Source organism: Methanosarcina siciliae T4/M, from assembly GCF_000970085.1.
GTDB classification, from domain to species: Archaea; Halobacteriota; Methanosarcinia; order Methanosarcinales; family Methanosarcinaceae; genus Methanosarcina; species Methanosarcina siciliae.
This window is the reverse complement of the sequence record NZ_CP009506.1, coordinates 23,547-48,549: the sequence shown is the minus strand read 5'-3', so window position 1 is coordinate 48,549 and position 25,003 is coordinate 23,547. Positions and strand designations below refer to the sequence as shown.

At 45.5% G+C, this 25,003-nt stretch carries 22 protein-coding genes; 14 read left to right on the top strand and 8 right to left on the bottom strand.

Annotated elements, in window-relative coordinates:
- The first annotated feature begins 33 nt into the window (after positions 1-33).
- The 4 genes from MSSIT_RS00215 to MSSIT_RS00200 all read left to right on the top strand — a co-directional run bounded on the left by MSSIT_RS00215 (position 34) and on the right by MSSIT_RS00200 (position 5,372).
- The gene (locus MSSIT_RS00215) at positions 34-1,581 is read left to right on the top strand and encodes a 2-isopropylmalate synthase (RefSeq protein WP_048168992.1); all 1,548 of its coding nucleotides are present in this window, start codon (positions 34-36) and stop codon (positions 1,579-1,581) included.
- Positions 1,582-1,728: 147 nt separating this feature from the next.
- Positions 1,729-2,487 (top strand): TatD family hydrolase, encoded by a 759-nt coding sequence (locus MSSIT_RS00210; protein WP_231590204.1) that lies wholly within the window; start codon positions 1,729-1,731, stop codon positions 2,485-2,487.
- Positions 2,488-2,575: 88 nt separating this feature from the next.
- Positions 2,576-3,217 carry an MBL fold metallo-hydrolase gene (locus MSSIT_RS00205; RefSeq protein WP_048168988.1) on the top strand — a complete coding sequence of 214 codons (642 nt, stop codon included), beginning with the start codon at positions 2,576-2,578 and terminating at the stop codon, positions 3,215-3,217.
- 304 nt (positions 3,218-3,521) lie between these two features.
- On the top strand, positions 3,522-5,372 hold the full coding sequence (locus MSSIT_RS00200) for a YgiQ family radical SAM protein (RefSeq protein ID WP_048174389.1): 1,851 nt from the start codon (positions 3,522-3,524) through the stop codon (positions 5,370-5,372).
- Between the two features lie 75 nt (positions 5,373-5,447).
- On the opposite strand, the gene MSSIT_RS00195 is transcribed toward MSSIT_RS00200, so the two are convergent.
- From MSSIT_RS00195 to MSSIT_RS00180, 4 genes are all read right to left on the bottom strand, one after another.
- The gene (locus MSSIT_RS00195) at positions 5,448-5,729 is read right to left on the bottom strand and encodes a hypothetical protein (RefSeq protein ID WP_048168986.1); all 282 of its coding nucleotides are present in this window, start codon (positions 5,727-5,729) and stop codon (positions 5,448-5,450) included.
- Between the two features lie 42 nt (positions 5,730-5,771).
- Positions 5,772-6,029: a hypothetical protein gene (locus MSSIT_RS00190; RefSeq protein WP_048168984.1), complete on the bottom strand. Its 258-nt coding sequence runs from the start codon at positions 6,027-6,029 to the stop codon at positions 5,772-5,774.
- Between the two features lie 228 nt (positions 6,030-6,257).
- The gene (locus tag MSSIT_RS00185) at positions 6,258-7,409 is read right to left on the bottom strand and encodes a (Fe-S)-binding protein (RefSeq protein WP_048168982.1); all 1,152 of its coding nucleotides are present in this window, start codon (positions 7,407-7,409) and stop codon (positions 6,258-6,260) included.
- A gap of 5 nt (positions 7,410-7,414) precedes the next feature.
- Positions 7,415-8,785 (bottom strand): FAD-binding oxidoreductase, encoded by a 1,371-nt coding sequence (locus MSSIT_RS00180; protein WP_048168976.1) that lies wholly within the window; start codon positions 8,783-8,785, stop codon positions 7,415-7,417.
- Positions 8,786-9,028: 243 nt separating this feature from the next.
- Here MSSIT_RS00180 and arcS point away from each other — a divergent pair, with 243 nt between their 5' ends.
- Entirely contained in the window at positions 9,029-10,906 is a 1,878-nt protein-coding gene (gene arcS / locus MSSIT_RS00175; RefSeq protein ID WP_048168974.1) for an archaeosine synthase subunit alpha, read from the top strand.
- A gap of 99 nt (positions 10,907-11,005) precedes the next feature.
- On the top strand, positions 11,006-11,536 hold the full coding sequence (gene rimI / locus MSSIT_RS00170; protein ID WP_048168972.1) for a ribosomal protein S18-alanine N-acetyltransferase: 531 nt from the start codon (positions 11,006-11,008) through the stop codon (positions 11,534-11,536).
- Here rimI and MSSIT_RS00165 read toward each other — a convergent pair.
- On the bottom strand, positions 11,520-11,798 hold the full coding sequence (locus MSSIT_RS00165) for a UPF0058 family protein (RefSeq protein ID WP_011024502.1): 279 nt from the start codon (positions 11,796-11,798) through the stop codon (positions 11,520-11,522). The two genes, rimI and MSSIT_RS00165, sit on opposite strands and share 17 nt — an antisense overlap.
- A gap of 356 nt (positions 11,799-12,154) precedes the next feature.
- Positions 12,155-13,714 (bottom strand): DNA primase DnaG, encoded by a 1,560-nt coding sequence (gene dnaG / locus MSSIT_RS00160; RefSeq protein ID WP_048168971.1) that lies wholly within the window; start codon positions 13,712-13,714, stop codon positions 12,155-12,157.
- 449 nt (positions 13,715-14,163) lie between these two features.
- Between dnaG and MSSIT_RS00155 the strand changes: the two genes are divergently transcribed.
- The 4 genes from MSSIT_RS00155 to rtcA all read left to right on the top strand — a co-directional run bounded on the left by MSSIT_RS00155 (position 14,164) and on the right by rtcA (position 17,945).
- Entirely contained in the window at positions 14,164-14,343 is a 180-nt protein-coding gene (locus tag MSSIT_RS00155; RefSeq protein WP_048168969.1) for a hypothetical protein, read from the top strand.
- A gap of 603 nt (positions 14,344-14,946) precedes the next feature.
- Positions 14,947-15,294 (top strand): hypothetical protein, encoded by a 348-nt coding sequence (locus MSSIT_RS23855; protein WP_148704647.1) that lies wholly within the window; start codon positions 14,947-14,949, stop codon positions 15,292-15,294.
- A 5-nt stretch (positions 15,295-15,299) separates the two neighbouring features.
- Entirely contained in the window at positions 15,300-16,781 is a 1,482-nt protein-coding gene (locus MSSIT_RS00150; protein ID WP_048168968.1) for an FAD-dependent oxidoreductase, read from the top strand.
- A 96-nt stretch (positions 16,782-16,877) separates the two neighbouring features.
- The gene (rtcA, locus tag MSSIT_RS00145; RefSeq protein WP_048168967.1) at positions 16,878-17,945 is read left to right on the top strand and encodes an RNA 3'-terminal phosphate cyclase; all 1,068 of its coding nucleotides are present in this window, start codon (positions 16,878-16,880) and stop codon (positions 17,943-17,945) included.
- Positions 17,946-17,974: 29 nt separating this feature from the next.
- On the opposite strand, the gene MSSIT_RS00140 is transcribed toward rtcA, so the two are convergent.
- Entirely contained in the window at positions 17,975-18,598 is a 624-nt protein-coding gene (locus MSSIT_RS00140; RefSeq protein ID WP_048168966.1) for an RNA 2'-phosphotransferase, read from the bottom strand.
- Positions 18,599-18,729: 131 nt separating this feature from the next.
- Entirely contained in the window at positions 18,730-19,824 is a 1,095-nt protein-coding gene (locus tag MSSIT_RS00135) for an MFS transporter (protein ID WP_048168964.1), read from the bottom strand.
- A 398-nt stretch (positions 19,825-20,222) separates the two neighbouring features.
- Here MSSIT_RS00135 and MSSIT_RS24405 point away from each other — a divergent pair, with 398 nt between their 5' ends.
- The 4 genes from MSSIT_RS24405 to MSSIT_RS00115 all read left to right on the top strand — a co-directional run bounded on the left by MSSIT_RS24405 (position 20,223) and on the right by MSSIT_RS00115 (position 24,822).
- Entirely contained in the window at positions 20,223-20,405 is a 183-nt protein-coding gene (locus tag MSSIT_RS24405) for a hypothetical protein (RefSeq protein ID WP_048178823.1), read from the top strand.
- 167 nt (positions 20,406-20,572) lie between these two features.
- On the top strand, positions 20,573-22,027 hold the full coding sequence (locus MSSIT_RS00130) for an OB-fold nucleic acid binding domain-containing protein (protein ID WP_048168962.1): 1,455 nt from the start codon (positions 20,573-20,575) through the stop codon (positions 22,025-22,027).
- 989 nt (positions 22,028-23,016) lie between these two features.
- Positions 23,017-23,646, top strand: a complete 630-nt coding sequence (locus MSSIT_RS00120) for a CBS domain-containing protein (protein WP_048168958.1) — start codon at positions 23,017-23,019, stop codon at positions 23,644-23,646.
- Positions 23,647-24,027: 381 nt separating this feature from the next.
- Entirely contained in the window at positions 24,028-24,822 is a 795-nt protein-coding gene (locus MSSIT_RS00115; RefSeq protein WP_048168956.1) for a CBS domain-containing protein, read from the top strand.
- Positions 24,823-25,003 lie beyond the last annotated feature (181 nt).

The window sequence follows — 25,003 nt, the reverse complement described above, 5'->3', positions numbered from 1 at the left end:
AGAAGTGTACATCCATGTAGGTGATTACTATGGATGTACACACTGAAAGAAGGGATCGATTTTTACATCGAACCCATGCAGAATAAAAAAGTAACTGTTTTTGACACAACACTGCGTGACGGAGAACAAACCCCTGGAGTATCCCTGACTTCTTCCCAGAAGCTGGAAATTGCTCGTCAACTCGACAAACTCGGGGTAGACATAATAGAAGCCGGATTTCCCATATCTTCGGAAGGAGATAAAGAATCCGTAAAATCGATTTCTAATGCTGGGCTTGATACCACTGTATGTGGGCTTGCTCGTGTGCTGAAAAAAGATATCGATGCCTGTTTTGAAAGTGATGTTGGCCTTGTGCACACCTTCGTCCCGACCTCGGATGTACAGCGAATCTATACCATCAAAAAGAGCCAGGAAGAAGTCATTCAACTGGCTGTGGAAGCTGTCCAGTACATCAAAGATCACGGACTAAAGTGTATGTTTTCTGCAATGGATGCCACCAGAACTGACCCTGCATACCTCATAGAGGTTTTCAAGGCGGTCCAGGAGGCAGGATGCGACATCATTAACGTGCCGGACACTGTCGGCGTCATGGTTCCATCTGCAATGTACAGACAGATAAAAGACATTGCAGCTGAAATAACGATTCCGATAGACGTACACTGCCACAATGATTTCGGGCTTGCAGTAGCAAACAGCCTTATGGCTGTTGAAGCCGGGGCATCTCAGGTACAGGTCACTATTAACGGCATAGGAGAAAGAGCAGGAAATGCTGACCTTGCCCAGACAGTGATGAGCCTGACATCAATCTACGGTGTAAAAACCAATATCCGGACAGAATACCTCGTAGAAACCTCGAAAATGATCGAAAACTACACCGGAATCAGGCTCCCGCCAAACACGCCTGTAGTCGGGCAAAACGCCTTTTCCCACGAGTCGGGAATCCACAGTCAGGGAGTGCTTGAAAAATCCGATACCTTCGAGCCAGGTATTATGACCCCGGAAATGGTCGGGCACAGACGGCGCATTGTCCTTGGAAAACATACAGGCAAGCATGCAGTCAAACAGTCTCTTGAGTCTGCTGGCATAAAAACCAGTGAAAATCAGCTCGATGAGATTGTGCTCAGAGTTAAAGAAATCGCAAACAAAGGTAAACAGATAACAGACGCCGATCTTTATGCAGTTGCCTCTGCAGTACTCGGAAAAGCAAGTTCTGATGAAGAACTGATTAAACTCAAAGAAGTATCCGTCATGACAGGAAACATCCTCACACCTACGGCTGTGGTCAAGGCAGATATTGAAGGCAAAGAAACAATTGCAGCAAAAACCGGAGTAGGTCCTGTGGATGCTGCCCTTAAAGCCGTAAGGGATATCCTGGGCGAGAGCAATCATTTCAGGCTCCAGGAATTCAGGATTGATGCTATCACGGGAGGAGCTGACGCCCTTGCCGATGTGTACATAGGTCTTGAAAACGAAAAGGGCAGGATTGTAACAGCACGTTCCGCAAACCCGGACATAGTCATGGCTTCCGTGGAAGCCCTCATAAACGCTATGAACCTGCTGTATAAGAAAGAAAAAAGCTAAAAAGGCAAGAAAAGAGCTGAAGAACCGGAAAATAATACCGGAACCGGCACTCGAAGCCTGAAGGATAAGGCAGATACCTGTTAATTTTCGGGTTTGTATTCCTCAAGCATGTATAAAGTAAAATAAAATGAAATGGAATACAAACCCATGCCTTATCCAATCATTGATTCTCACTGTCACCTTGATTTTCCCAAATTCAACCCCGATCGAGAAGAGGCTATCCTCCGCGCCCGGAAAGCAGGAGTTGTAGGAATGATAAACTCCGGAATTTCCATTAAAGGCAATCGCATGAGTCTTGAACTTGCGGAAAAGCACAAGGACATCCATGCTGCTCTGGGCCTGAGCCCCGACATCGGGAGAGGAGGAACCGATGATGCCATCAACTCAATCCTTGCCCAGGTCGAAGTCAATGCCGAAAAGGCAGTGGCGATCGGAGAAGCCGGCCTGGACTTCCAGGACTGCAAAACAAGTGAAGAACGAGAACGGCAGACAGCTTCGTTCAAAAAAGTAATCGAACTTTCAAAAGATCTGGAAAAACCCCTTGTGGTGCATGCCCGGATGGCTGAAGCCGAGGTCCTGGAGCTTGTCAGAAATGTGGATACCGTAATCTATCATTGCTATAGCGGTTCCCCTGAGACCATGAGGGAAATCGTGGACACAGGCTACTACATTTCCCTGGCAACCCTTGTCTGTTTTTCCGAACATCACCAGGACCTTGTAGCTGAAGTGCCCCCTGAGAACCTGCTTCTTGAAACCGACAGTCCTTTCCTCTCCCCCCGCAAAGGCAGAAACGAGCCTGCATATATAGTGGATTCTATCCCGGTTGTAGCGCAACTTAAAGAAATGGAACCTGCAGAAATTGCGAGAATTGTCACTGAAAACGCACGCAGGGTTTTCGAAATATGAAGTTTTAAAATAGTTATAGAAAAAAGAAGGGAAAAAAGCAAAAAGGAAAGGAAAGGAAAAGCAGAAAAAAAGCAGAAGAGGAAGAAATATGGAAGTCCGGTACATCTGCCCCACAGCCTACGATTCCAGTGTTTACCTTGTAAACGGGAAAGTCCTGATCGATGCAGGAATGAGCAGCGACCTGATCATCAGGGAACTTGAAAAATCTATCAAGCTTACTGACCTTGAACTGATCATCCTGACCCACTGCCACTATGACCACACTGCCGCAGCTGCAGAAATTGCGGAGAAGAGTGGAGCAAAAGTTGGAATCCACAGGGCAGACCTTGAAGGCGTAAACGACGAGTACCTCAGTGTTTCCGTACTCTTCGGAGACCGCGCCCCGGCTGTCAAACCAACGGTCATCTATGAGGAAGGAGACAAAATTCCCATCGGAAACGGGGAATTTCTCGAAGTCATCCACACCCCGGGACACTCAAAAGGGAGCATCTGCCTCTATGAGCCCGTCTCAAAAAGCCTCTTTTCGGGAGACACCGTCTTTCCGGGAGGTGGTTTCGGAAGGATGGACTTTGAAGGCTCAGAACCTGAAAAAATGCTTGGTTCCGTAGAAAAACTCACAAAACTCGATGTAAAGAACCTGTACTCAGGACATGGAGCTCCTAATGACAGAGACGGGAATAAACAGATCATGGCTTCTTATACAATGCTGAAGATGATGATGGGAGTCTGAAGGCAGCAAATAAGAAAAAGAGCTTAAAAGACTGGAAGTCCGGAAACAGATTATGGTAAAAGATACAGCAGCCCCGACAGAAAATCGAAAATTTACCAGGGAAAAAAAAGAGGAAAAAACAGGTAGAGAAAAGGATAAAAAACCGGATATGGAAAGGACTGGCAGGAAAAATGGTTTTTTTGTCCCAAAAAAAGCAGAAACAGGAAAAAAAACAGAATCGAGGCCTGAAACTAAACCCGGAAAGAAGGAAAAAAAGCAGAAAAAAAGCTTATCTTCATCTCTCCACGCATCAAAATTTCTCCCGATGAGCCCTGAAGAAGTAAAGGCTCGCGGCTGGAAAGAACCTGACATCATCCTGGTTACCGGAGATGCCTATGTGGACCATTCCAGTTTCGGGACTGCAATAATAGGAAGGGTCCTTGAGGATGCCGGCTTCAGAGTGGGAATAATTGCCCAGCCCAGATGGGATAACCCTGAGGATTTCAAGAAACTCGGGAGGCCCAGACTCTTTTTTTCCGTAAGCGCAGGAAACACCGATTCAATGGTCAGCAACCTGACTCCGGGCCTTAAACCACGGAAAAAGGATGCATATTCTCCCGGAAACAAAACAGGACTTCGTCCGAACCGCGCCGTGATTATCTATTCCAACAGGATAAAAGAAGCTTTCCCCAATGTGCCGATAGTGCTCGGAGGAATCGAAGCTTCCCTAAGGCGCTTTGCTCATTATGATTATCTTTCGGATAAAGTCAGGCAGGCAATTCTTGCCGATGCCCCCGCAGACCTGATTGTCTACGGTATGGGCGAACTCCAGATTGTAGAAATTGCAAAACGGCTTCAGGCAGGAGAGGACATTCGGAAGATCAGAGACATCCCCGGCACGGTCTGGAAAATGGAAGTTAAAGCCTGGAAAGAACTCAAAGAAAAGAGCAAAGGGACAACTGAAGCTGTGGTTCGGGATACAGCTCTGGAAGCAGCCGAATTTTTCAAGGAATATATCGAAATTCCTTCTTTTTCCGAAGTTTCTCAGGACAAAGCAGCTTTTGCGAAAGCTTTCCGCACATACTTCCCGGAACAGAACCCCATCACCGGAAAAGGGATTGTCCAACCTCACCCGAAAACCGTTATTGTGCAGAACAGGCCCATGCGTCCCCTGACAGAAGCGGAACTTGACCACGTCTATGAGCTGCCTTATACGGGGGAAACCCACCCCTCCTATACCGAGCCCATCCCTGCCCTTGAGATGGTAAAGTTCTCCCTGACAACGCATAGGGGCTGTTTCGGAGGCTGTTCTTTTTGCGCCATCACCCAGCACCAGGGGCGTATGATCTCAAGCCGCAGCCCCGAGTCCGTCCTGCGGGAAGCAAAGAAGCTTACGGAAAAGCCGGACTTCAAAGGCATAATCAACGGGGTCGGAGGTCCCACTGCCAATATGTACGGTATGGAGTGCAGGACCTGGGAAAAGAAAGGAGCCTGCCTGGATAAAGCCTGCCTCTACCCGCGTATCTGTCCCTCTCTTGATACCAGCCATAAAAAACTGCTCGAATTAATGCGGCGCCTGCGTGAGCTTCCCGGAGTCCGACAGGTCTTTACAGGCTACGGCGTGCGCTACGACCTTGCCCTTGAGGACGAGGAATACCTCGAAGAACTCTGCGCCCACCACATAAGCGGTCAGCTGCGGATTGCACCTGAACATTTCTCAAAGCGAGTAACCGATGCAATGTCCAAGCCGGGAAAGGAAGTTTATGAGAGATTTTCCGAAAAATTTGCCGCCTTTAACAAAAAATGCGGCAAGGAACAGTACATCGTAAACTACCTTATGTCGGGCCACCCGGGCTGTACCCTTGAAGATATGATCGAAATGGCGGAATATGTGCGGGACCACGGAGGCTACACCGAACAGGTACAGGACTTTACCCCAACCCCCATGACGGTATCAACCTGCACGTACTACACGGGGCTTGACCCGTTCACAGGCAAAAAAGTGTATGTTGCAAAAGACAAAAAAGAAAAAGCCATGCAAAGAGCCCTTATGCACTACAGGAACCCTGCAAACTATGAACTCGTATATGAAGCCCTGGAAAAAGCAGGAAGGTTTGACCTTGTGGGAAACGCTCATAAGTGCTTGATAAGGAGAAAAAGGAAACAACGAAAGTGAAGAACTTAGACATACCGACTTCAAATGAACAGGATCGGAAGGAACCAGATTTTCGGGGAAAATTAATGGTTTCCCTCAATACCCCTGGCATTCACGCAGGAAAGCTCTCAATTTTCCGCTTACCTGTCCGCAGTAGGTAGTTAAAGGCCTTTCCTTGATCTCAATTAGCAGGTTTGCTTCTCCATCCCAGCTAAAATGGGCAACTATGCCGTTGCCTTCAAGCGTTCCGGAGTCTCCGGGTGAAGTTTCGATCCCGTAGGCCTGAAGCTTTTGCTTCATGCAGGAAAAAACGTCCGGAGTCACGTTTCTAAATTTGATTCCCTGGCAGCCTTCAGTATCAATTTTTCTCTCACCCATCGCTTTCTCTCCTCCTGCCCGAAGAAACTTTATCCGGAGCTTTTAGGAACCATGGCACTCTTTCACAAAAGACTTTATCTTCCGGGCTACAGTATCACAGCTGACAATAAATGGTTTTTCCGTGATTGTAATCGTAAGATTGGACAGTCCGTCCCATTCAAAATCTGCTACAACCCCCGATCCCGAGAGTTCCCCTCTGTTTCCCGGCGGGACACTGATACCCGCTCCTTGAAGCTTTTTCTTCATGCAGTTGAATGTATCATGCGGAACATTATGAAACATTATCGGTTTACAACTCATAGATCCTATCCTCCCAACCCATCTTCAAGTTTATATCCGGATGAGACTTCAATAAGATGAGTCGTTTTTCAGAAATAAAAACGTGCTGTTGAAAGAAAAGAACCACTTATCGTTTTTCAGGGACTGGTTGGGCCGGATAAAACCAGCCTGTAGTGACAGTCAGCTGAGGAACAAACAACAGTTAAACCATAGCTAAAATCAACCTGGCTAAACAATGGAGAATTAAACTTATTCAAGCGCCATTGCCACAAGTTCTACAATATCGATTATCTCGATATCTCCGCCTGCATCCCTGAGGTTCCTCACGCAGAGGGGGCAAGAGGTTACGATATAGTCCACGCCTTCGGGTACGTCTTCGAGTCTGTTTCGGGCAAGTTCAAGGGAGATGTCGGGATAGCCTATCCTGACTCCGCCCCCACCGCCGCAGCAGCGGGAGTTTTCTTTGATGTTTTTCATCTCCTTGAGGGTGCAGATAGCCTGAATAACTTTTCTGGGGGCGTCGTAGACCTTGTTGTGCCTGCCCAAATGGCAGGGATCGTGGTAGGTGACTGTCAGGTCAATATGCTTGAGGTTTAACTCTTCAAGGTGCTCGGCAAGAAACTCGGGGAGACTGATAACCCTGAGCTCTTCGGGATAGTTATTCTTGAGAGTGGTGTAACAGCCGGCACAACCCGTGATGACGGTGTGAGCTCCCACTTTCCGGATCTGCTCAAGGTTGTGCTCCATGATCTTTTCCGCATCTTCCAGGAAACCCGTACGGAGGAGGGGGGAAGCACAGCACTGCTCGTCCGGCAGGAGGGTTACCCCAAAGCGCTGCAAAACCTCGAAGGTCTTTTTTGCAAATTCAGGATAACGATAGGAGTCAAAACAACCTACAAAGTAGACATAATCGGATTTCTCCGGGAGTTTTGCACGTTCCGAATCGGAAAGCCAATGCAATCGGCTTCTTGTTTCCCCGAAAGAGTTGCCGCTGGTCATAACTGCAGCTTTAAGCTTTTCCTGGGCTTCGGTTGTCACCCCGCATTTTACCAGCTGGGCGCGGGCAGCTTCCACCACTTCTGGAGGGTTTGCTCCGGCAGGGCATTTGGCAGCGCAGATCCCGCAGGTCGTGCAGGAAGCAAGGCTTGAGAGGACATCTTCGGACGGCGGCCTCCCTTCAAGCAGGCTCTTAATGATAAGCATTCTTCCGCGTGTATTTGCAGACTCCCAGCCGACCACATCAAAGACCGGGCAGACTGAGCGGCAGGTGCCGCACTGCACGCATTTATAAACTGAACGGCGGTCAACTCCAAAGGAGGATTCTTTGCTGTTTTTCTCGCCCACTTCCTTTCCATTCAATTCTTCTGATCTCCCGGTTTCCTTTTTTCCTTCGTTTTTCATAACTCTCACAGCCCCAGCTTTCCCGGGTTCAGGATGCCCTTCGGGTCAAGGGCTTTTTTGATCGCACGCATTACTTCAAGAGCAGGACCCCACTGGGCTTCCATATACTCAGCCCTGGCTGCACCTACGCCGTGCTCGGAACTGACCGTCCCTCCAAGTTCGATTGCAGTCCTGTGGACCATATCGGCAGCCCGGTTCAGGCGGTCCCACTCATCCTTATTCAGGACATCAATGAAAAGGGCAAGGTGCAGGTTTCCGTCTCCTATGTGCCCGTACTTCATAGCAGGGAGGTTGAATTTCTCGGAAATTTCCTGTGCTTTCCTGAGGAGTTCCGGGATTTTCTTTATAGGAACTCCCACATCTTCACCCACATAAATCCTTGTTTTCGTGGGGTCAAGACGGGAAACAGCAGCACCCACAAGCTTTCTGGCTGCCCAGATATCTGCCATTTCCTTTTCGCTTTCCGCAAGCTTTATGGAGAGAGCAAGGGAAGAGCAGACATCTATTATCTGTTCTGCAGCCTCACGCGCGGAGTTTTCCGTGCCGTCAACTTCGAAAAGGATTACATCACCTTCAGAGGGGAGCACAAGTTTCGGGTCGTAGCGCTTGAGCACCTGCAGAGAGACCCGGTCAAGGATCTCACAGGCTGAAGGGATGACCCCGTTTGAGAAGGTCTTTACAACTGCCTGCCCTGCGAGCTCCGCACTTTTAAAGGAAGCGATTACAAGTTTCCGGTTCTTCGGGAGAGGGGCAATCTTCAGGCTGGCTCTGGTGACGATTCCGAGCGTGCCTTCGGAGCCTATGATAAGCTGGGTCAGGTCGTAGCCTGCAGCTGATTTTAACATTTTCGAGCCTGTGTGGATGACAGTCCCGTCCGCAAGCACCACTTCCAGGTCGCGGACATAGTTTCTGGTTGTACCGTATTTGACACAGCGCATCCCGCTGGCATTATAAGCAATCATGCCCCCGATAGTGCACATGGCAGAACTGCCAGGGTTCGGGGGGAAGAAAAAGCCGTAAGGTTTTAAGGTGTCGTTAAGGTCGTCCTGGATTATCCCGGGCTCCACGACTACCTGGATATTGTCGATATCGACTTCAAGAATCCTGTTCATTCCCGACATGTCAAGCACGATGCCCCCACCAACAGGGACAGCTCCCCCGGCAAGGCCGGTGCCTGCGCCCCTTGCAGTCACAGGGATCTCATTTTCGTAAGCAAGCCTGACAATACGGCTGACCTCATCGGTGCTTTTAGGGCGTACCACGTAATCAGGCATCCCTTTCACCTGGGATGCGTCAGAAGAATAACAATAAAGTTCGGAAGGCGAGACCGAGAGCCGTCCGCCAACGATTTTTCGAAGCTCTTCAGTTATATCCATTATAGACCTCAAATCTGGGATTAGGATGCGAAAAATAGAAAGTTCTGTCCGGGCTGGACAGAGGTGAGAGATAATTTGCAGCAGATAATCAATATTAATAATATATAAGAATATACCATCCTCCTTCCTCCTGAGATCCATTTAAAAACCAGAAGAAAACTTACAGGCTTTTCAGAAAATACAGGCTTTTCAGAAAAAGCGCAGGGCAAACCTTTACATCCTGATAGACATAAGAGGACAAACATGACACAGTACTTTGAAATAGAAAACAGAGATGGAGCAGCACGTATAGGAAAACTCCTGCTCTTTCCCGAAATTCGCACTCCCTGTGCCCTGCATACGGCAGCACTCGGAGACCTTGAAAACCCGGGACCTGTTGTTGATGCGGGCAGCCTCTGGACTGCTGACCGGAAAGAAATCGAAGCACGCATAAAGGAAATACGTGAAAAAACCGGAAAGGGAACTCTCATTATTCTTCCTCATCAGACTTATCCGCCTGCCGTTCCAGCCAAATCCCCAGGAAAAGTTGAAACATTTACTGCAAACAGTGGTCAAAAAGTTGAAGCTGAAGGGCCCACAGGTTCCCTTCTCAGGGCAGAAGGCGAGGTTCGGAAGAGCGACCTTTACATAATGGAAGGGGCAGGAACTCTGGAAAATAACGCCCGGAGGTTTCTGGAAAACTTGATTGACCTGAAAAACCGCATTCCTCCGGATACTGCTCTCTATGCCCCAAAAATTGCCCTCCCTGAAAATGCAGCAATGCTCGCCTATGTCGGGATCGATGTAATGGATGATACAAGAGCAGAAATTGCAGCCTATTCTGACATCTACCTTACAGCTGCAGGCAGTTTTTATCTTGACTCCCTTGTAGAGTTTCCCTGCAGGTGCAGGGTATGTGCCGCCACCACGCCCGCCAAGCTCCGAGCTCTCCCTAAAGCTGACAGGGCAGCACTTCTTTCAGCCCATAACAGGGATGCCCTTGATGCCGAACTTGCTCTTATCGGGGAAAAAATCAGGGCAGGCAATCTACGGGAGTATGTGGAAGGGCAGTGCAGGGTCAGGCCCTGGCTTACAGCCCTGCTGCGCCTCGGGGATTTCGAATATTCCTATCTTGAAGAAAAAGTGCCCGCGTTCCGACAAAACCAGCTCCTTGCAGATACCTCCGAAGCCCTCTCAAGGATCGAAGTGGTCAGGTTTGCGCGCCGCATACAAGAAAGGTATACACCTCCTGACCTTGATGTCCTCCTGCTCCTGCCCTGTGCAGCCAGAAAACCCTATTCGACTTCCCAGTCCCACCAGAAGTTCATCCTTACCCTTGGCAAGTACCGGAAGTTTGTCCATGAGGTTATCATAACCTCCCCCCTGGGAATCGTGCCCAGAGAACTTGAACTTACCTATCCGGCATCCCATTACGATACTGCGGTTACGGGGCACTGGGACGAAGAAGAAAAAGCCTGGGTTTCCGGTTGCCTTGAAAGCTATCTCTCAAAACACAAATATAAGGCAGTGGTTGCCCATGTGGAAGGGGCATACAGGGAGATCTGTGAAAGAGTGGCTGAAAAGCTGGGGATTGATATAGTCTATACCGCAGGGGAAAGCCTCACGTCCTACGAGTCTCTTTCGAACCTGAAAAACACTGTTGAAGCTATCTGCACTTCCGAGGATTTCAGCAAGAAAAGACAGAATGCCGAAGAAGAGAAGAAGAATTTCGTAAAGGCGGTTGCTGGCTACCAGTTCGGAGGGGGCGCAGGACGTCTCTTTTCGAAAGAAGCAGGAAACCCTGTGGTTAAAGGCCGTTTCCCGAAGTACCAGCTCTTTGCCGGGAAAAAACAGCTTGCAACTTTAATCCCGCAGTACGGGATGCTCGCCCTCTCTCCCGAAGGAGCCGAACTGGTGCTAAAAAGTGAGAAATACTTGGTAAAGATTGACGACTTTGTCCCACGCGGTTCCATTCTCGCTCCGGGTGTGCTTGATGCGGACCCTGAGATAAGACCAAATGATGAGGTCATAGTTTTCGGGAAAAAAGCTCTCTGTGTGGGAAGGGCTGCAATGAGCGGGAGAGAAATGAAAGAATCAGGCAGGGGCGTAGCAGTTGATGTCCGACACGTTAAAAAACTTTAACCCTGAAGCATATGTAGGACAGAAAGCCATACAGGCTTCTTCGAGAGAGTTGTTCTTCCTTCGAAGGAGTAATAAAATGGCAGAGATATATGAGGTATTATGATAAGACGTTTCGCGCCTGAGGACTTCCAGAAAATAGTCGAAATTGAAGAGGAGGCTTTTTCGGAGCATAATTCCCTGGTGTATATGAACTTTTACGAAATGGTTGGAGACGGCTTCCTTGTTGCGGAAATGGAAGGAAAAGTGGTAGGTTATGTAGTAGGCTACCGTTCCGCGGAAAACGAAGGGCATATTTTTTCCGTTGGTGTAAAGAAAGAATATCGGGGGATGGGGATAGGCACGGAACTGATTCATGCCATATGTGACATTTTTATTGCAAACGGCCTTAAATACGCGAGACTGGAAGTAAGAAATAGTAACATTAGCGCACAAAAATTATACAGATCGATAGGATTCATACAGTGCTGGACTGAAAAAAAGTATTATTCAGATGGAGAAGACGGTATGGTTATGAAAATGCACCTGCACCCATACCGCCTTTTGGTCTCAAAACAAAAATACCTTGAACCCGTATCATCGGACAACAAATTCTTGACCACAATAAGGAGCCCTATCAGTTATTACCGATGAGCTTTATGACGGAATTGAGGGAATCTCTCATATGGGTAGATGCTTCCTCAAATATAGGGTCATCTCTTGACATGAGAGTAGCAAGCTCGCCTCCCAAAATAAAAATTGCGCGCTTGTGATCCGCCTTACTCCTGTGGATATGAACAGGACTTATCGATAAAGCCTTATAGTCGTCGAACTCGTGCGTTACACCGTGCCTCTCGAAGTATCTCTTCATTTGAGCCATATATGTGTGCAGTTGTATTAGTTCTTCCTTGTGCATAGCGAACAGACCTACAATTTTACAAGATCAATTTAATATTATCTTGAACCGAATAAAAGAATTACCCGAGGAAACTGGCTTCCTAGTAATTACTAATAAATTTTTCTATATAATGTATATGAAAAATAATGAAGAATTATAAGATAGAGTGTGAAATTTAGTACTATAGTGTGAAACCATGTCAAATCGTAGTGATCTCACTGGGGACATACATAGGTATCACACATAAAATAATGACAATGTGATAATTAGATTCTGATAAGGAGAATAACTACTTTAAAACAGAAATCAGGTATAAATAAACGGTTTTTTCAACAAAAAAGATAAAAAATAAAGAGAGAAGTAAAAAGACCTGCTCAGAGCATGGCGGAGGTCAAAACTTCCATATCTGTAGGAACTTTAGCAATATTTCCGATTTTTACTCCTATGAGATTTTTGATTGCATTGCTCGAAGCAATATCAACAAGCCTCTGAGTAATTACACCATCAAAAACCACGCTTTTCACATTATCCCTGTAAGTTTTTAACCTGCTTGCAAGGTCTCGGACTGCGATTTCCTCTATGACTTTGTCTTCAGAATCCAGGATCCTTGCAGTCAACGTCCCTTTAAGGGCATCCACGTGCGGCCTGAACCTTGCAGCTTCCGGAGAAACCGGAGCTACCGGAGTCTGTCTGGAAGGAGCAGGTGAAACCCTTACTGCCTCTCCCCCGGGGACCTTCACAGCTGAAACCCTCTCAGCCGAGGGTTTTCCCCTGGGAGCTCGGGCAGCTGGAACCGGCCTTGCCATAACCGGAGGCTTTGAGACAGCCTTTCTTGCTTCAACTTTTTCTGCCGCTTCAGGAGTTTTTTCCAGGGACCTTTCCGAAACTTTTTCATGAGCTTTCTCAGGGGATTTTTCAGGAACTGCTTCTTCTATTTCTTCAGGGGACTCCTCTTCGTAAGCTTCCGTCTTTGGAGATACCCTGTGAACTTTCACACGTTTGTGCAGCTTCTTTTCCGCGATTCTAGGAACAACTTCCGGAGCTCTCATCTTTCTTTTGGAAACGCGTTCCAGCCTGCAGGCACTATCTCCACTTTCTTTTTCCTGAATCCCGTACTTCTCAATAATCTGTTCCACCGGAACCTTCCGGCGCAAAGACCTGATTATTTCTTTCTGGACAAGGTCTTCCACACACTTACCATCGGGAGCACGGGCAACATAATCGAGATCTGCCACCTGGAGGAGTTCACGAATAATGAGTTCTCCACCCCTGTCTCCGTCCGTAAAAGCAGTTACTGTTTTCTTTTTAGTAAGTTCAGCAACCTCAGGAGGGATGTTTGTTCCACCCACGCAGATGGTATTCTTTATACCATAGCGAAGCAGGTTCAGGATATCAGCCCTGCCTTCGACAATAATGATGGCATCCGAGTTGAGCACGTTTGGCCCGCAGGGTATCCTTGACTTGCCATAATGAGTCAGTTCGTCGACCCTGACGGACTGCCGGACCTCGTCGGCTAGCTCTTGAGATTCGGGCACCGTCTCATCGAACATCTTCGTGAAGATGAGTTTTGCCCTCTCAATAATTTTTTTGCGCTTAACAGCCCTTACATCTTCTACCTGGAAAACCTCAATCTTGGCACTGCAGGGACCTACTCTGTCAATGGTTTCCAGAGACGCTGCGAGGATAGAGGTCTCGACCTTATCAAGGCTCGAAGGAACGAAGATATTGCCTTTGGTTTTTCCTCCCTTGGCAGTAACCATCACCTCTATCCTGCCAATCCTTCCGGTTTTCTGCAGATCACGCAGATCAAGATCTGCTCCGAGCAGCCCTTCAGTCTGACCAAAAATTGCGCCTACTATATCGGGACGCTCAATTACTCCATCAGCATTTATTTTAGAATGAATGATATATTTCGTGGTATCAGTATTTTGCATGTGAAATTCTCCCTGAACTAACATTATAATGATTTATCATGAACTATTGAGTATGGACGTTTTTCTTTGGGTGATTTATCCTATTTGGATGACTTTTCCTATTCATCGACGGAAAATAGCCCTTATACTATCGGACAATTCCGATGTACAATTCTTTTTCCGGCTACAAGGCTCAGAGTACTTTTCCGGCAGTACAACCTATCCTCTATTATTCTGGAAACGCGCTGGGAACCATAAAGGGCACCAGAAAATGCAAAAATAGTAGTAAAATCAGATTTAAAACCAGATCAGGGATAATACACCCTTGGGGTCAGAGTTCATAATTGAAGATTACTATGAACCGGAAAAAGGGATTCCGAAACTGCCTGTAACTGTCTTTTGTGCTTATGTCAGGAGAATTAAACTGGCGGAATACTTCCCGAACCTTTTTTAATGAAAGCTCTTTTTCAATGAAAGCTCTTATCGGCAAGAGCAGGATAAGCCCCTACCTATCTTTAAAGCTCTCAGGGATAGAGCGATTCCTGATTTTCGACCAGAATAAACGTCAATCCATAAAATCCATGGAAGCTTTTCTGTACCTGCCCGAAAATCTTTGCCTTAACATAAGCTTACTGGTGGATCTGGAATAACTTTCAGAACCCCAAGCCAAATAATGTGTTTATCATTCAATATGCCTGATAACTGAAGATTTTCAGAGATTTCCCAGAGATGGGATTAACCTGAGGCGTGAGCGGCAAGAGGGAGCCAGACGCCTTTTAATTGAACAAGTATCCCTTAAATGATAAGTGGTAAAGCAGTGAATGGAATGCATCAGGTTTATTGAAAGCATTTTTTGACTTTTGCATCTGGGTGATATAATGTATAAGGTTTATTTCTGGACTGATGGTATTAGCCCTGAATTGGTAATATGTATAATCTGAAATTTCTATTAAGTTTGCATACGTTTAGTTACGTGAAATTCTTTACGAATACAGTAGTGATGTGAATTGATGAAGTTATTAGTTTATGATATGACCTGACGAAACAGACCCCGTCCGCCTTAAAGCGACTTCGGCGAAACCGGAATCCTGCACATCATATGTCTTAAATTCATATATTTAATGGTTGCAGGCTTTAAGAACTTTTTGGTTATTTAAAAGGTTCGCTAAACCGGAATTATTTTAACCCAGTATCAATAAATTTAAGGATAGCGACCTTCTGGAAAGATTTTTAAATTTTAAATGAAAAACTAATTGGAAAAATTTAGAAAAGTATATATAAAACAAAGAACGTCTAAAAATTTGAACGAGCGAGATAAATACACTGTTTTATGTATTAACCCCCCCACTCCCAACTCGCTCGTTCACCCTTCACATGAAACCATTATCTGTTTCTCCTGTTTTTGGAAAATAGCTTCAAATGAGTATCTTCAGGAAGAAGAGGCTCCCTTAAAAAGAGATTCAAAACAAAATTCATTTTCAAGTTCGACCAAACTTAACGCACGGGGCACTGAACGTTTTCCCGGATCATCCGAAATTGCTCCGGGTGCTGAAATCTTTCCTCTCTTAAAAACCTATAATAGGCGCGAAACACCATTATAAAAAGCATGGGAAGCGATTTCGGTGTAAAAGATGCTGCAGGTAAAGTCATGCAAACCGTAGCTGAAGTTCAGGAAGAGGTCCCTGGGAAAGCCCCCACACAAGTCCGGACAGAGAAAGAGCTCACAAGGGTAGTGATTATAGGAGGAGGAGCCTGTGGGATGGCGGCTGCTACCAAGATCAGGAGGCAGAGTGACTTTAAAATAACTGTGCTTTCATCTGACTCCCACACAGCCTACAGCCACTGCGGAATTCCTTTTGTACTGGGCAGAGAAATTGAAAATTTTGAAAAACTGATCGTAAAACCTCCGGGTTTTTTCAGGGGAAAAAACATAGATGCGAAACTGAACGAAAAGGTAAGGTCGATAAACCTGGCCAGGAAGGTCGTCCTTACCGGAAGGAGAACCTATCCTTATGACAAACTGGTGATTGCTACGGGGAGCCTGCCCTTTATACCTCGCAAAAGCGAGGCAAATATCCTGCCTTACGGAAGCTTCACGCTCAGGAGCCTTGCTGACGGCAAACTCTTCGGAAAAGCCCTTGAAACCGCGCAAACAGTATGCATCGTAGGGGGAGGTATAATAGGAATTGAATGTGCCTCAGCCCTTACAAAGCGAGGGATTAAAACTATTCTTATTACCAGGAGTAAAGACCTGCTTTCCAGCCAATTTGATTCCGATATGGCTGCGATTGTCAGGGCGCACCTTGAAACTCTCGGTGTGGAGGTTATTACCGGAGAACCTCTATTTTTACCTGAAAATTTCTGGAAAGAAAAAACCGTATACGTAAAGGACAGACATTTTACTGCAGACCTTATGCTCCTGGCAACCGGGATAAAACCTGAAGTCTGTCTTGCCAGCGAGGCAGGGCTAGATATCGGAAAGGCAGGAGGAATAGTCGTAAATGAAATGCTTCAGGTAAAAGCAGGAGAGGAATTCCTGTCTAATGTATACGCAGGGGGCGAATGTGCGGAAGTTACTGACCTTCTAACCGGAGAAAGCAGGCTCAGCCAGCTGGGCACGACCGCGCGACGTATGGCAGACGTGATCGGAAATAACATTACAGGCAAATATTCTACTTTTGGGCCCCTTGCCGACCCCTGGGTAGCTGTTGCCGGAGACCTGCATTTCGGAGGAGTGGGGCTTACCCCCGAACAGGTGAAAAGACAGGGGATAAAAGTTATAAACGGATTTTCCCGCGGGCGCACAAGAGCTTCCTATTATCCGGATCGAAAGGATATCTATATAAAACTCTTTTTTAAAGACGGCGACCTTGCAGAAGCGCAGCTTGCAGGAGCGCAGCTCGCGGGAGGGGAAGGAATAAAGGAAAGGATCGATGCCCTTTCCCTTGCGATAAGAAAGAAAACAACAATCAAAGACCTTCTTAACCTTGAAACCTGCTATGCCCCTCCGGTTTCCATGCTTGTGGACCCCCTCATACCGGCTGTAAAAGCCGCAGTCAGAAATATGAGGGAGACGAAAACAGAGTAATAGGGTCAGGACAAGAGATTGGATGAAATATACAGATAAATCCCGGGAAGAAAAACGGATGAAATATGGGGAAAGGGAAATGACAGGGAGAGGGAAATGATAGAAATTGATGGTTCATATGGGGAAGGTGGGGGACAGGTAGTCAGGACAGCTGTTGCCCTTTCTGCAGTTACCGGGAAAGATGTAAAGGTTACGAACATAAGGAAAAACAGACCGAATCCCGGCCTGAAACAGCAGCATCTGAAAGCTCTCGAAACTGCAGCCAGGATCTGTGAGGCACGGGTTTCAGGGCTTTTTCCGGGTTCTTCAGAGTTATTTTTTGCTCCAGTGGAAATAAGGGGGGGAAAATATGAGGTTGATATCGGGACTGCAGGTAGCATAACCCTGCTTCTGCAGAGCCTTATGCCAGCCCTGCCTTTTGCAAAAGAAAAGGTCGAACTGACGATAAGGGGAGGGACTGATGTTGCCTGGTCCCCGACAATCGACTACCTGCAGCATGTAACCCTCAGGGCACTTGAACAACTCGGATATGCAGGCAGTGTAACCCTGAAAAAGCGTGGTTACTATCCCAGAGGAGGAGGAGGGGTCTCAGCTGTTTTTGAACCCTGCAAACTTCGGGGTTTTCATTTTCGGAAGGAAGGAGAAAACAGAAAATCCGAAAAAGCCCGAAGATGGGAGGAAACCCGGAAAAAAGGGAGCAACACAAACCGGGGGACAGAAATCCCGGGGATTTCCCATGCATCGAATCTGCCGGCACATGTGCCAGCCCGCCAGGCCGAAGCTGCCGAATACCTGCTTCTTGAAGCCGGATGTGGTTCACGGATCGAGATCCAGTCTTTCGAATTACCTTCCACAGGAAGCGGGATAACCCTCTGGTCCGGTTATTGCGGGGGAAGCGCCCTTGGAAAAAGAGGACTTCCTGCTGAAAAAGTTGGCAGACGAGCTGCAGAAGAAATCATCTCGGAACTAAGTTCAAAGGCCTCTGTAGATGTGCATCTGGCAGACCAGCTGATTCCTTATATGGCACTTGCAGGAAAAAGTTCTTACACAGTCCGGGAGCTGACCCTGCATGCGGCAACAAATATCTGGGTTACGGAACAGTTTCTGGGCGTGAAATTCAGGATAGAGGAAAAAGAAGGGCTTTTTGAAGTCTCAATAGACTGATAAGACTGCTAAAAACCAGTAAAAAGAAGTTATTCCTCGATTACATACAGGTACTCGGGAGGTATTTTTTCTGCAAGTACTATGTAATCCGTTGCTAGCCTTAGAGAAAATCCATCTTCCTGAGCTCTAAAGGCATCAACCTGCAGGATCACAGGACTTTCAGTATGGATCAGGGCAACTTCAGCTGCCTTTTCATATGAAGTACTGAGATGAACGTAGCGCTGTTTGATAGGGAAAATTCCGTTTTCAAGCAGGACATCGACTTCTTCCGGGCTTGCCCCGTAGTATACGTATGGAGCATCGCTCTCCTCATAGTCAAGCTCAATGTTAACAGAATGTCCGTAACGTGCCCTTATCATGGACCCTCTGATCTGATATCGTCCTTTTTCATCGGACTCCACAAGGGCGTAAAGGTACTCTTTTCTCATCCAGTTATAACGTTTCTTCATAACGTCACAGAAGGCGTTAAGGTCCACCCAGCCATATTCATCCATTTTGACCCCTGCGGATTCAGGAAAGTGCCGAAGAGTACCTGATACAAACCTGCCGAGCTTTTCTTCCCTGCTGTCATCCAGCACGTATCTGCCGGGGCGTTCACACTGCTGACAGCTGCCTCCTCTAAAATAGCCGTGCTCAGTGCATTTTCGAATCATATATCACATAATGAAACTTTACCATAAATAAGGTTTTGTTTTAATTATCTTCATTTCTTAAACCAGTTATTATGGAAAATTTTAAGCCTTTAAAATTCGGATTTCTCTTTTTCAGTTAATTCCTCTTCCTTTCAGTTATCATCTGAGGAAGCGATTACGTCTGCAGCCCTTCCCAGAGTTTTGTAGAGCAGGAAGCCTGAAATAGAAAAAATGGCAGCTCCGAGCATTGTTGCCCTGAACCCGAAAAACTGGGAGAGGACTCCTCCGAGAACAGATCCCGCAACCCCTGCAGCCCCGATCATTGAGTTGATCAAACCGGCTGCCGTAGCTTTATCAGGGTTCAGCTCCACAACCCTGCGGGTTGAGCCCACATAAAGGAAAGACCAGGAACAAGCAACTACAAACATCCCGGGGATGACGTAAAGATAGGAGGAAGCAAAGACATAACTGATAAGGCCGACAACGGAGAGCAGGTAACCTGCCTGGATCAACTTTTCGTTTTCAAACGGGTCAAGCCTGCGCATTATCAGAAACTGGACTGCAGGGTTTATCGCATAAATAACCCCGATCCAGAAATCACCTGCTCCGAGCTCCCGGAGGTAAAGTGGAAAAATGGCCCAGACCCCGACGGCTCCGGTATGCCGCAGGAAGAGAGAAAAATAGGTCCCTGAATTCTTCAGCAGGGTATTCAGGGAAAAGTAAGAAACTTTCAGCTGCGGCTTTTCGATATCTTCTAACCTGAAAGTCTGCAGGAAACAGAAGGCATAAACAAGGGCAGAAAGCCCAAAAAGCAGGTCCATTCTTACCCCTATCATCCCTGCAAGAAGAAAACCTGCCATCCAACCGAGAGAGCCCAGCGAAATAAACTTTCCGAGGCTCTGCTTCTGATAATGGACATAGGCTATCAGGGCTCCCGGGTGAATCCCAACACTGAAGCCGGCCAGAGCTCTTGCAAGCATAAGGGTAGAAGGATCGGTGGCAAAAACCTGAAGAAAAAAAGCGGCCGTAGCAAATCCAAAACCTCCCAGAATCACCGTGTGCAGGTAGTGAAGGTCAGCAAGCCTCCCAAAAATAAAGGAAGAAAGAAGAGTTGTGGCTGAATAGATCCCCACTATAAGCCCGATTTCAATATAAGAGGCACCAAGAGAAGCGGCAAAAACGGGAATGAAAAGCAATGAGAGAACATTAGCCATATTTGAAAGGAACTGGACGTTATTTATTCTCATCAAGCGGATTCACACTATAAGAGCACCGGCATAACTTATTATGTTTTCCCAGAGTGGTATCAGATAAAAACCGATAATTCTGAGCACCCATTCACGATATTCATTCACGATATTCATTCACGATATTCATTCACGATATTCATTCACGATATTCATTCACGATATTCATTCACGATATTCATTCACAATCCTTCCATATATACACCCAAGACACTCACTCTCAGGGCACTACTTCATCAGATAAATAAACCCAATCCGACTGAATACTTTCACCCTGCATACATTAGCCTTTAGTAAGACACTTTACATACCGTATCAAGGGCTCTTTAAAAAATAACCAAAAAGGAATGACTTACCAAATAATATTTAATTTTCGGGGATATTCTTATTATGCATTAATGAAAGGACTTATAGAATCTTATGGTTTCTCACATGAAATTGAAAGGTATTTTGGCTTAAGTTTGAAAACATCCGGTCTGACATCAATTGACATAAGGCCTGAATTTTCACCTCAACTTTCACCTGAAATATGGCAGATTTCCAAGATGAATTCCCAAAACCAGATTTACCAGACTATATAAATTTCCAGAAAACTTCACATCTTAAAATAAAACTCACATTATGCCATTAACTGCCTTTCGGAAAAACTGACATTTAAGGCATATTATACGCACTGTAGAACAGCGCCACCAAACATTGAAGGCTAAGTATCAACAATTCAAGGAGCAATTCAAGGCAAGGGAGCAACATGACCGATATTGACACTATTTATAAAAAGCTCAGCCATGTCATCAGTAGAGAGGATTTCCTGAAGCGCATAGAGGAAAAGGTCGAGAACATGGGAGGGCTTTGTGACGAGGCGATGGCTGCCATGCTGGTCGCCAATGAGCTAGGATTCTCGGACGCGGGAAGGGACAATGTAAAAATAGAAAACATTACCCCTGAGAGCGGGCCTGTTAATTTTATAGCAAGAGTTGTTTCAGTTTTTGATGTCAAAGAGTTTACCCGGAACGATGGGACTATAGGCAGAGTTGGAAACCTGATCGTCGGAGACGAAACCGGAAAACTGAAGTTAACCCTTTGGGACAACATGGCAGATTTGATTAAGGCCGGAAAGGTAAAGATAGGACAGACAGTCCAGATAAGCGGATATGCAAAGCAGGGCTATTCCGGAGTGGAAGTTAACATCGGCAATAATGGCGTCCTGACCGAAAGTGAAGAGGAAGTTGATGTTGCTGCAAGCAGCCAGAAGATAAAGGACATAAAAGACGGGATGGGAGAACTCAACCTTACAGGCAAGGTACTTGAAGTTTCTGAAATCAGAACTTTCCAGCGAAAAGACGGAAGCGGTGGGAAAGTCGGAAACCTGCTTATCGGAGACGAAACAGGAACGCTCAGGGTAACGCTCTGGGACGAAAAAACCGATTTTTTAAACCAGCTCGAGTATGGGGACACTGTTGAACTGATCAATGCTTACGCCCGTGAAAATGCCTTTACGCAAAAGGTTGAATTGCAGATCGGAAATCGGAGCATAATCCGGAAAAGCGAAAAGCAAGTAGAATATGAAGAAGTGTTTACCCCTGTTGCAGATATAAAGGCTGACATGAATAATATCAATATTTCAGGAAGGGTACTTGACATCTCGGAAGTCCGAACTTTCGAGAAAAAAGATGGATCTGCCGGCAGGGTGGCAAATATCCTTCTGGGCGATTCCACAGGCAAAATCAGGCTTACAATCTGGGACGAAAAAACCGAGATTCTTGACGAGATTGATTTCGATGATACCGTGGAAGTCCTCAATGCCTATTCCCGGGAAAACACATTCAGCCAGCAGGTTGAACTCAGCCTTGGCGCCAGAGGGATAATTCAGAAAAGTGAAAAAAAGGTCGAGTACAGGGAGAAATTTACTGACATCGCCGACATTATTCCGGGAGAGAATTATTCCGTCCAGGGAAAAGTTTCCGAAATCGGAGAACTGAGAGAGTTTGAAAGGGAAGACGGAACCGAAAATGTGGTCTCAAACCTCCAGCTTGAGGACGAAACAGGAAGTATCCGGCTGACGCTCTGGGGAGAACAGGCTTATGTAATAGAGGATCTGGATATTGACTCCGAAATTCAGATTATTGACGCTTATGCCAGATACGGGTTGAATGAAGAAATAGAACTTAGCGTTGGGAACAGGAGCAGGGTGATTATTCTATGATCGTCCCCTATTTCTCCCTATTTTTACCTGTTTAAATCCATTTTACCTGCTTTTATCCTTTTTTTATCAATTTTATTCATTTTTTGCTGAACGACTATTGGTTTTTATCAATTTTATCAATTTTTTGCTGAATGAATATCAGCTTTCAGCTGGTTTTATCTGTTTTTGCTGAATGATTACCGGTTTCCATCTGGTTTTTTCTTTTAGGTTTTTTTCTGGATTTTACTGAATTTTACCTTAATCTTTATTTTACCTTTTATCCGGTTTTTGTATTTTCACCTACAACCTAAGTTCTATATTTTTTACTTTTGACATATACTATTAGCAATTTTAAATTCGGAAAACTTTGTGTAAAAAAATTAGCGAGTGGGTTCCAGTGGAAATAAAGGGGTCTGGAAAAATTCCTGTGAGAAAAATAAATATCGTTATAAATATAATTTTGAATGTTTTATTATGTTTTAATTTAGTATCTAAGAGAAATTTCTTCTCTGCTACGTCTCCCTTATATTTTTTCAAGAATTCTCAATGTTTTTCATTCTGAGCAAAAATCTCCAGTGGAAATGGAGGGGGTGTGAAAAAAATTCCTGCCGGACTTCCGTAAATATATCTGGGGGAAAACTAAAATTTCAACTCCAAAAAAAGTCTTTTGCGCCTGTTTTGCGTAAACCATTATGCTTGCGAAAAAAAAGAAATGCCGTTATCATTATGTACTATAGACTCGTATATATGTGCTATAAAAAGGTCTTAGAAGTGCGGGAAATACCTTAGAGGAAAAAGAGCTTAGAGGAAAAAGAGCCGGAAGAAATATTAAAACGGAAGGCTTACCGGAAAGCCGACTTTTCAGGGTTTGATTCCAGAACCTTATAGAAAGGAAAAGTTAAAAAAGATCTGGAAGACGTTTCCACAAGAAATTAAGAGCCCGAAGAGATTTTAATAGTGACTTTGACGGGTTTTGGGATGCTGGAAGAATAAAGGGGGAACTGCAGTCAATGGCTGATGAACCTGAGAGGGAAGCAGGTACTGATATTCACAACAAGGAAATTGGGAGAGAGGTCTCGGTTGCTGAAGTGATGAATAAAACAGTCATCACAATGGATGTTAACACAGATATCCCTGCCATTGCAAGGGAAATGACCCAAAACAATGTTGGAAGCGTAATTATTACACAAAACGAAAAAGCCATAGGGATTATTACCGAAAGGGACCTTGTGAAGGGTATTGTTGCAGAGAACAGAAAACCAGGGGAAGTAAATGCAAGCAAAATCCTTTCCACCCCGTTGCTAACTTTAGAGCCCGGGACAAGTATAGTAAAAGCTTCCGAAATCATGTTAAAAGCCAATATTAAAAGGCTGCCAGTCCTTGAAAACAGCACAATTATAGGAATTATATCTCACACAGACATCCTGATGATTACACCTGGACTCAGCACCATTCTCAAAGACCTTATTGATATGAACCGGGAGGCTCTCCTCTCCACTCCTGTAATTGAAGAAGTCGAAGGAGACTTCATTACAGGAATATGCGAGTCCTGTCTCTATCATTCAATAGACCTCAAATTAGTTAACGGCAGGTATTTATGCGAAAATTGCCGGCATGAGGAAGGAGAAGACTATGAATGAATTGCTAAGATCCAACTTAGAACCGCCTGGTTTTTGAGGTCTTTTGTCCCCAGACACAGAGATTTGAGGTTGCCTTCGAAGAGTTGATTGTCTGTCAAAGAAAAATAAAAACGGAGTCATATAAAAACTAAATTATAGCTAAATTATGGATATCGACTCTGATTTAACAGGCTTTAACTAACAAACTTTAACTAATGAAGCTGTGATTTCAGAGTATTGTGATTTCAAAGCTTTGATTATATTGTAATTAATAGACTCTGATTATTCCGTGATTAATGGACTCTGATTATTCCGTGATTAATGGACTCTGATTAATGAGACTTCAACATCAGGACAACAGTAACTGGAATAAAGTAAACAAAAAAGAGAGGAAAAGTAACAATGAATGTCAGCGAGATAATGTCAGAAGGGCCTGTAAGTATCAAAGAGGGGGATTTCGTAACTCACGCCCGCCAGCTGATGCGTGATTACTTGTTCAGAGCTCTTGTTGTTGTTGATGAGGGAAACCGGCTTGTGGGAATGCTGAACGATCAGGATATTATGAGAGTTACGTCCACGCGCTCAAATGTCACGGTGGGTGGATATGCCAGGCAATCCCCAACAGTCACTCCGGACATGGATGTCGTAAAAGCTGCAAAATTGATAGTGCAATCGAAACAGAACAGAGTTCCGGTTGTCAAATCAACAACAGACCACACGGTTGTAGGAGTCCTGAGCGACGTTGATATTCTCCGGAATGCGGAACTCCCCAGAAGTGCTTCAAAAACGATAGACACGGTTATGACAAAAAAAGTCAAAACCTGTTCACCGGATGAAAGGATCTCCAGAGTCTGGAATTACATGATAGAAACAGATTATACCGGGATTCCAGTCGTTTCAAAGAAAGGTGATCCCATCGGGATGATAACAAGAAGGGATATAATCAAAGCAGGAATTTTGAGAATGTCCGTAGAAGACGAAAGAGCCACAAGGCCAAACGAAAGTCCCAAGGTTGAAAAGATTATGTCAACTCCTGCATACACGCTTTCGGAGAACGATTCCGTTAAGAGTGCGATTGAAATGATTATCAAGCATGATATAGGAAGAGTTACCGTAGTAGATGAGCAGGGAAAAATCTCCGGAATCGCTGACAGGCAGGATCTGATGGGTGCCTTTGTCAAAGGGTGGGCGGAGTAAGTCCCGGGAGGCAGAACCGGGTATCTAAATGTCTCTGATGACATTTAACCCTTTTAAGAGAGAAGTTTCTTCCAGTGGAAAAGCAAAACCGGTCAAGGAACTTATCACAAATTACATGAAAGGCAATTGATAGGTTCCTGCTCAAAAAGATTTTAACGATTAAAGATTATAATTAATAACG

What these genes read in the sequence shown, in the direction of transcription:
- MSSIT_RS00190 (WP_048168984.1), bottom strand. Translation starts at nt 6,029, where the DNA reads ATGAGTTGTAAACCGATAATGTTTCATAATGTTCCGCATGATACATTC.
- MSSIT_RS00185 (WP_048168982.1), bottom strand. Translation starts at nt 7,409, where the DNA reads ATGAAAAACGAAGGAAAAAAGGAAACCGGGAGATCAGAAGAATTGAAT.
- MSSIT_RS00195 (WP_048168986.1), bottom strand. Translation starts at nt 5,729, where the DNA reads ATGGGTGAGAGAAAAATTGATACTGAAGGCTGCCAGGGAATCAAATTT.
- rimI (WP_048168972.1), top strand. Translation starts at nt 11,006, where the DNA reads ATGATAAGACGTTTCGCGCCTGAGGACTTCCAGAAAATAGTCGAAATT.
- MSSIT_RS00165 (WP_011024502.1), bottom strand. Translation starts at nt 11,798, where the DNA reads ATGCACAAGGAAGAACTAATACAACTGCACACATATATGGCTCAAATG.
- MSSIT_RS00130 (WP_048168962.1), top strand. Translation starts at nt 20,573, where the DNA reads ATGACCGATATTGACACTATTTATAAAAAGCTCAGCCATGTCATCAGT.
- MSSIT_RS00120 (WP_048168958.1), top strand. Translation starts at nt 23,017, where the DNA reads ATGGCTGATGAACCTGAGAGGGAAGCAGGTACTGATATTCACAACAAG.
- dnaG (WP_048168971.1), bottom strand. Translation starts at nt 13,714, where the DNA reads ATGCAAAATACTGATACCACGAAATATATCATTCATTCTAAAATAAAT.
- MSSIT_RS00215 (WP_048168992.1), top strand. Translation starts at nt 34, where the DNA reads ATGTACACACTGAAAGAAGGGATCGATTTTTACATCGAACCCATGCAG.
- MSSIT_RS00115 (WP_048168956.1), top strand. Translation starts at nt 24,028, where the DNA reads ATGAATGTCAGCGAGATAATGTCAGAAGGGCCTGTAAGTATCAAAGAG.
- MSSIT_RS00210 (WP_231590204.1), top strand. Translation starts at nt 1,729, where the DNA reads ATGCCTTATCCAATCATTGATTCTCACTGTCACCTTGATTTTCCCAAA.
- MSSIT_RS00150 (WP_048168968.1), top strand. Translation starts at nt 15,300, where the DNA reads ATGGGAAGCGATTTCGGTGTAAAAGATGCTGCAGGTAAAGTCATGCAA.
- MSSIT_RS00200 (WP_048174389.1), top strand. Translation starts at nt 3,522, where the DNA reads ATGAGCCCTGAAGAAGTAAAGGCTCGCGGCTGGAAAGAACCTGACATC.
- arcS (WP_048168974.1), top strand. Translation starts at nt 9,029, where the DNA reads ATGACACAGTACTTTGAAATAGAAAACAGAGATGGAGCAGCACGTATA.
- MSSIT_RS00180 (WP_048168976.1), bottom strand. Translation starts at nt 8,785, where the DNA reads ATGGATATAACTGAAGAGCTTCGAAAAATCGTTGGCGGACGGCTCTCG.
- MSSIT_RS00205 (WP_048168988.1), top strand. Translation starts at nt 2,576, where the DNA reads ATGGAAGTCCGGTACATCTGCCCCACAGCCTACGATTCCAGTGTTTAC.
- MSSIT_RS24405 (WP_048178823.1), top strand. Translation starts at nt 20,223, where the DNA reads ATGAAAGGACTTATAGAATCTTATGGTTTCTCACATGAAATTGAAAGG.
- MSSIT_RS00140 (WP_048168966.1), bottom strand. Translation starts at nt 18,598, where the DNA reads ATGATTCGAAAATGCACTGAGCACGGCTATTTTAGAGGAGGCAGCTGT.
- MSSIT_RS00155 (WP_048168969.1), top strand. Translation starts at nt 14,164, where the DNA reads ATGAAAGCTCTTATCGGCAAGAGCAGGATAAGCCCCTACCTATCTTTA.
- MSSIT_RS00135 (WP_048168964.1), bottom strand. Translation starts at nt 19,824, where the DNA reads ATGAGAATAAATAACGTCCAGTTCCTTTCAAATATGGCTAATGTTCTC.
- rtcA (WP_048168967.1), top strand. Translation starts at nt 16,878, where the DNA reads ATGATAGAAATTGATGGTTCATATGGGGAAGGTGGGGGACAGGTAGTC.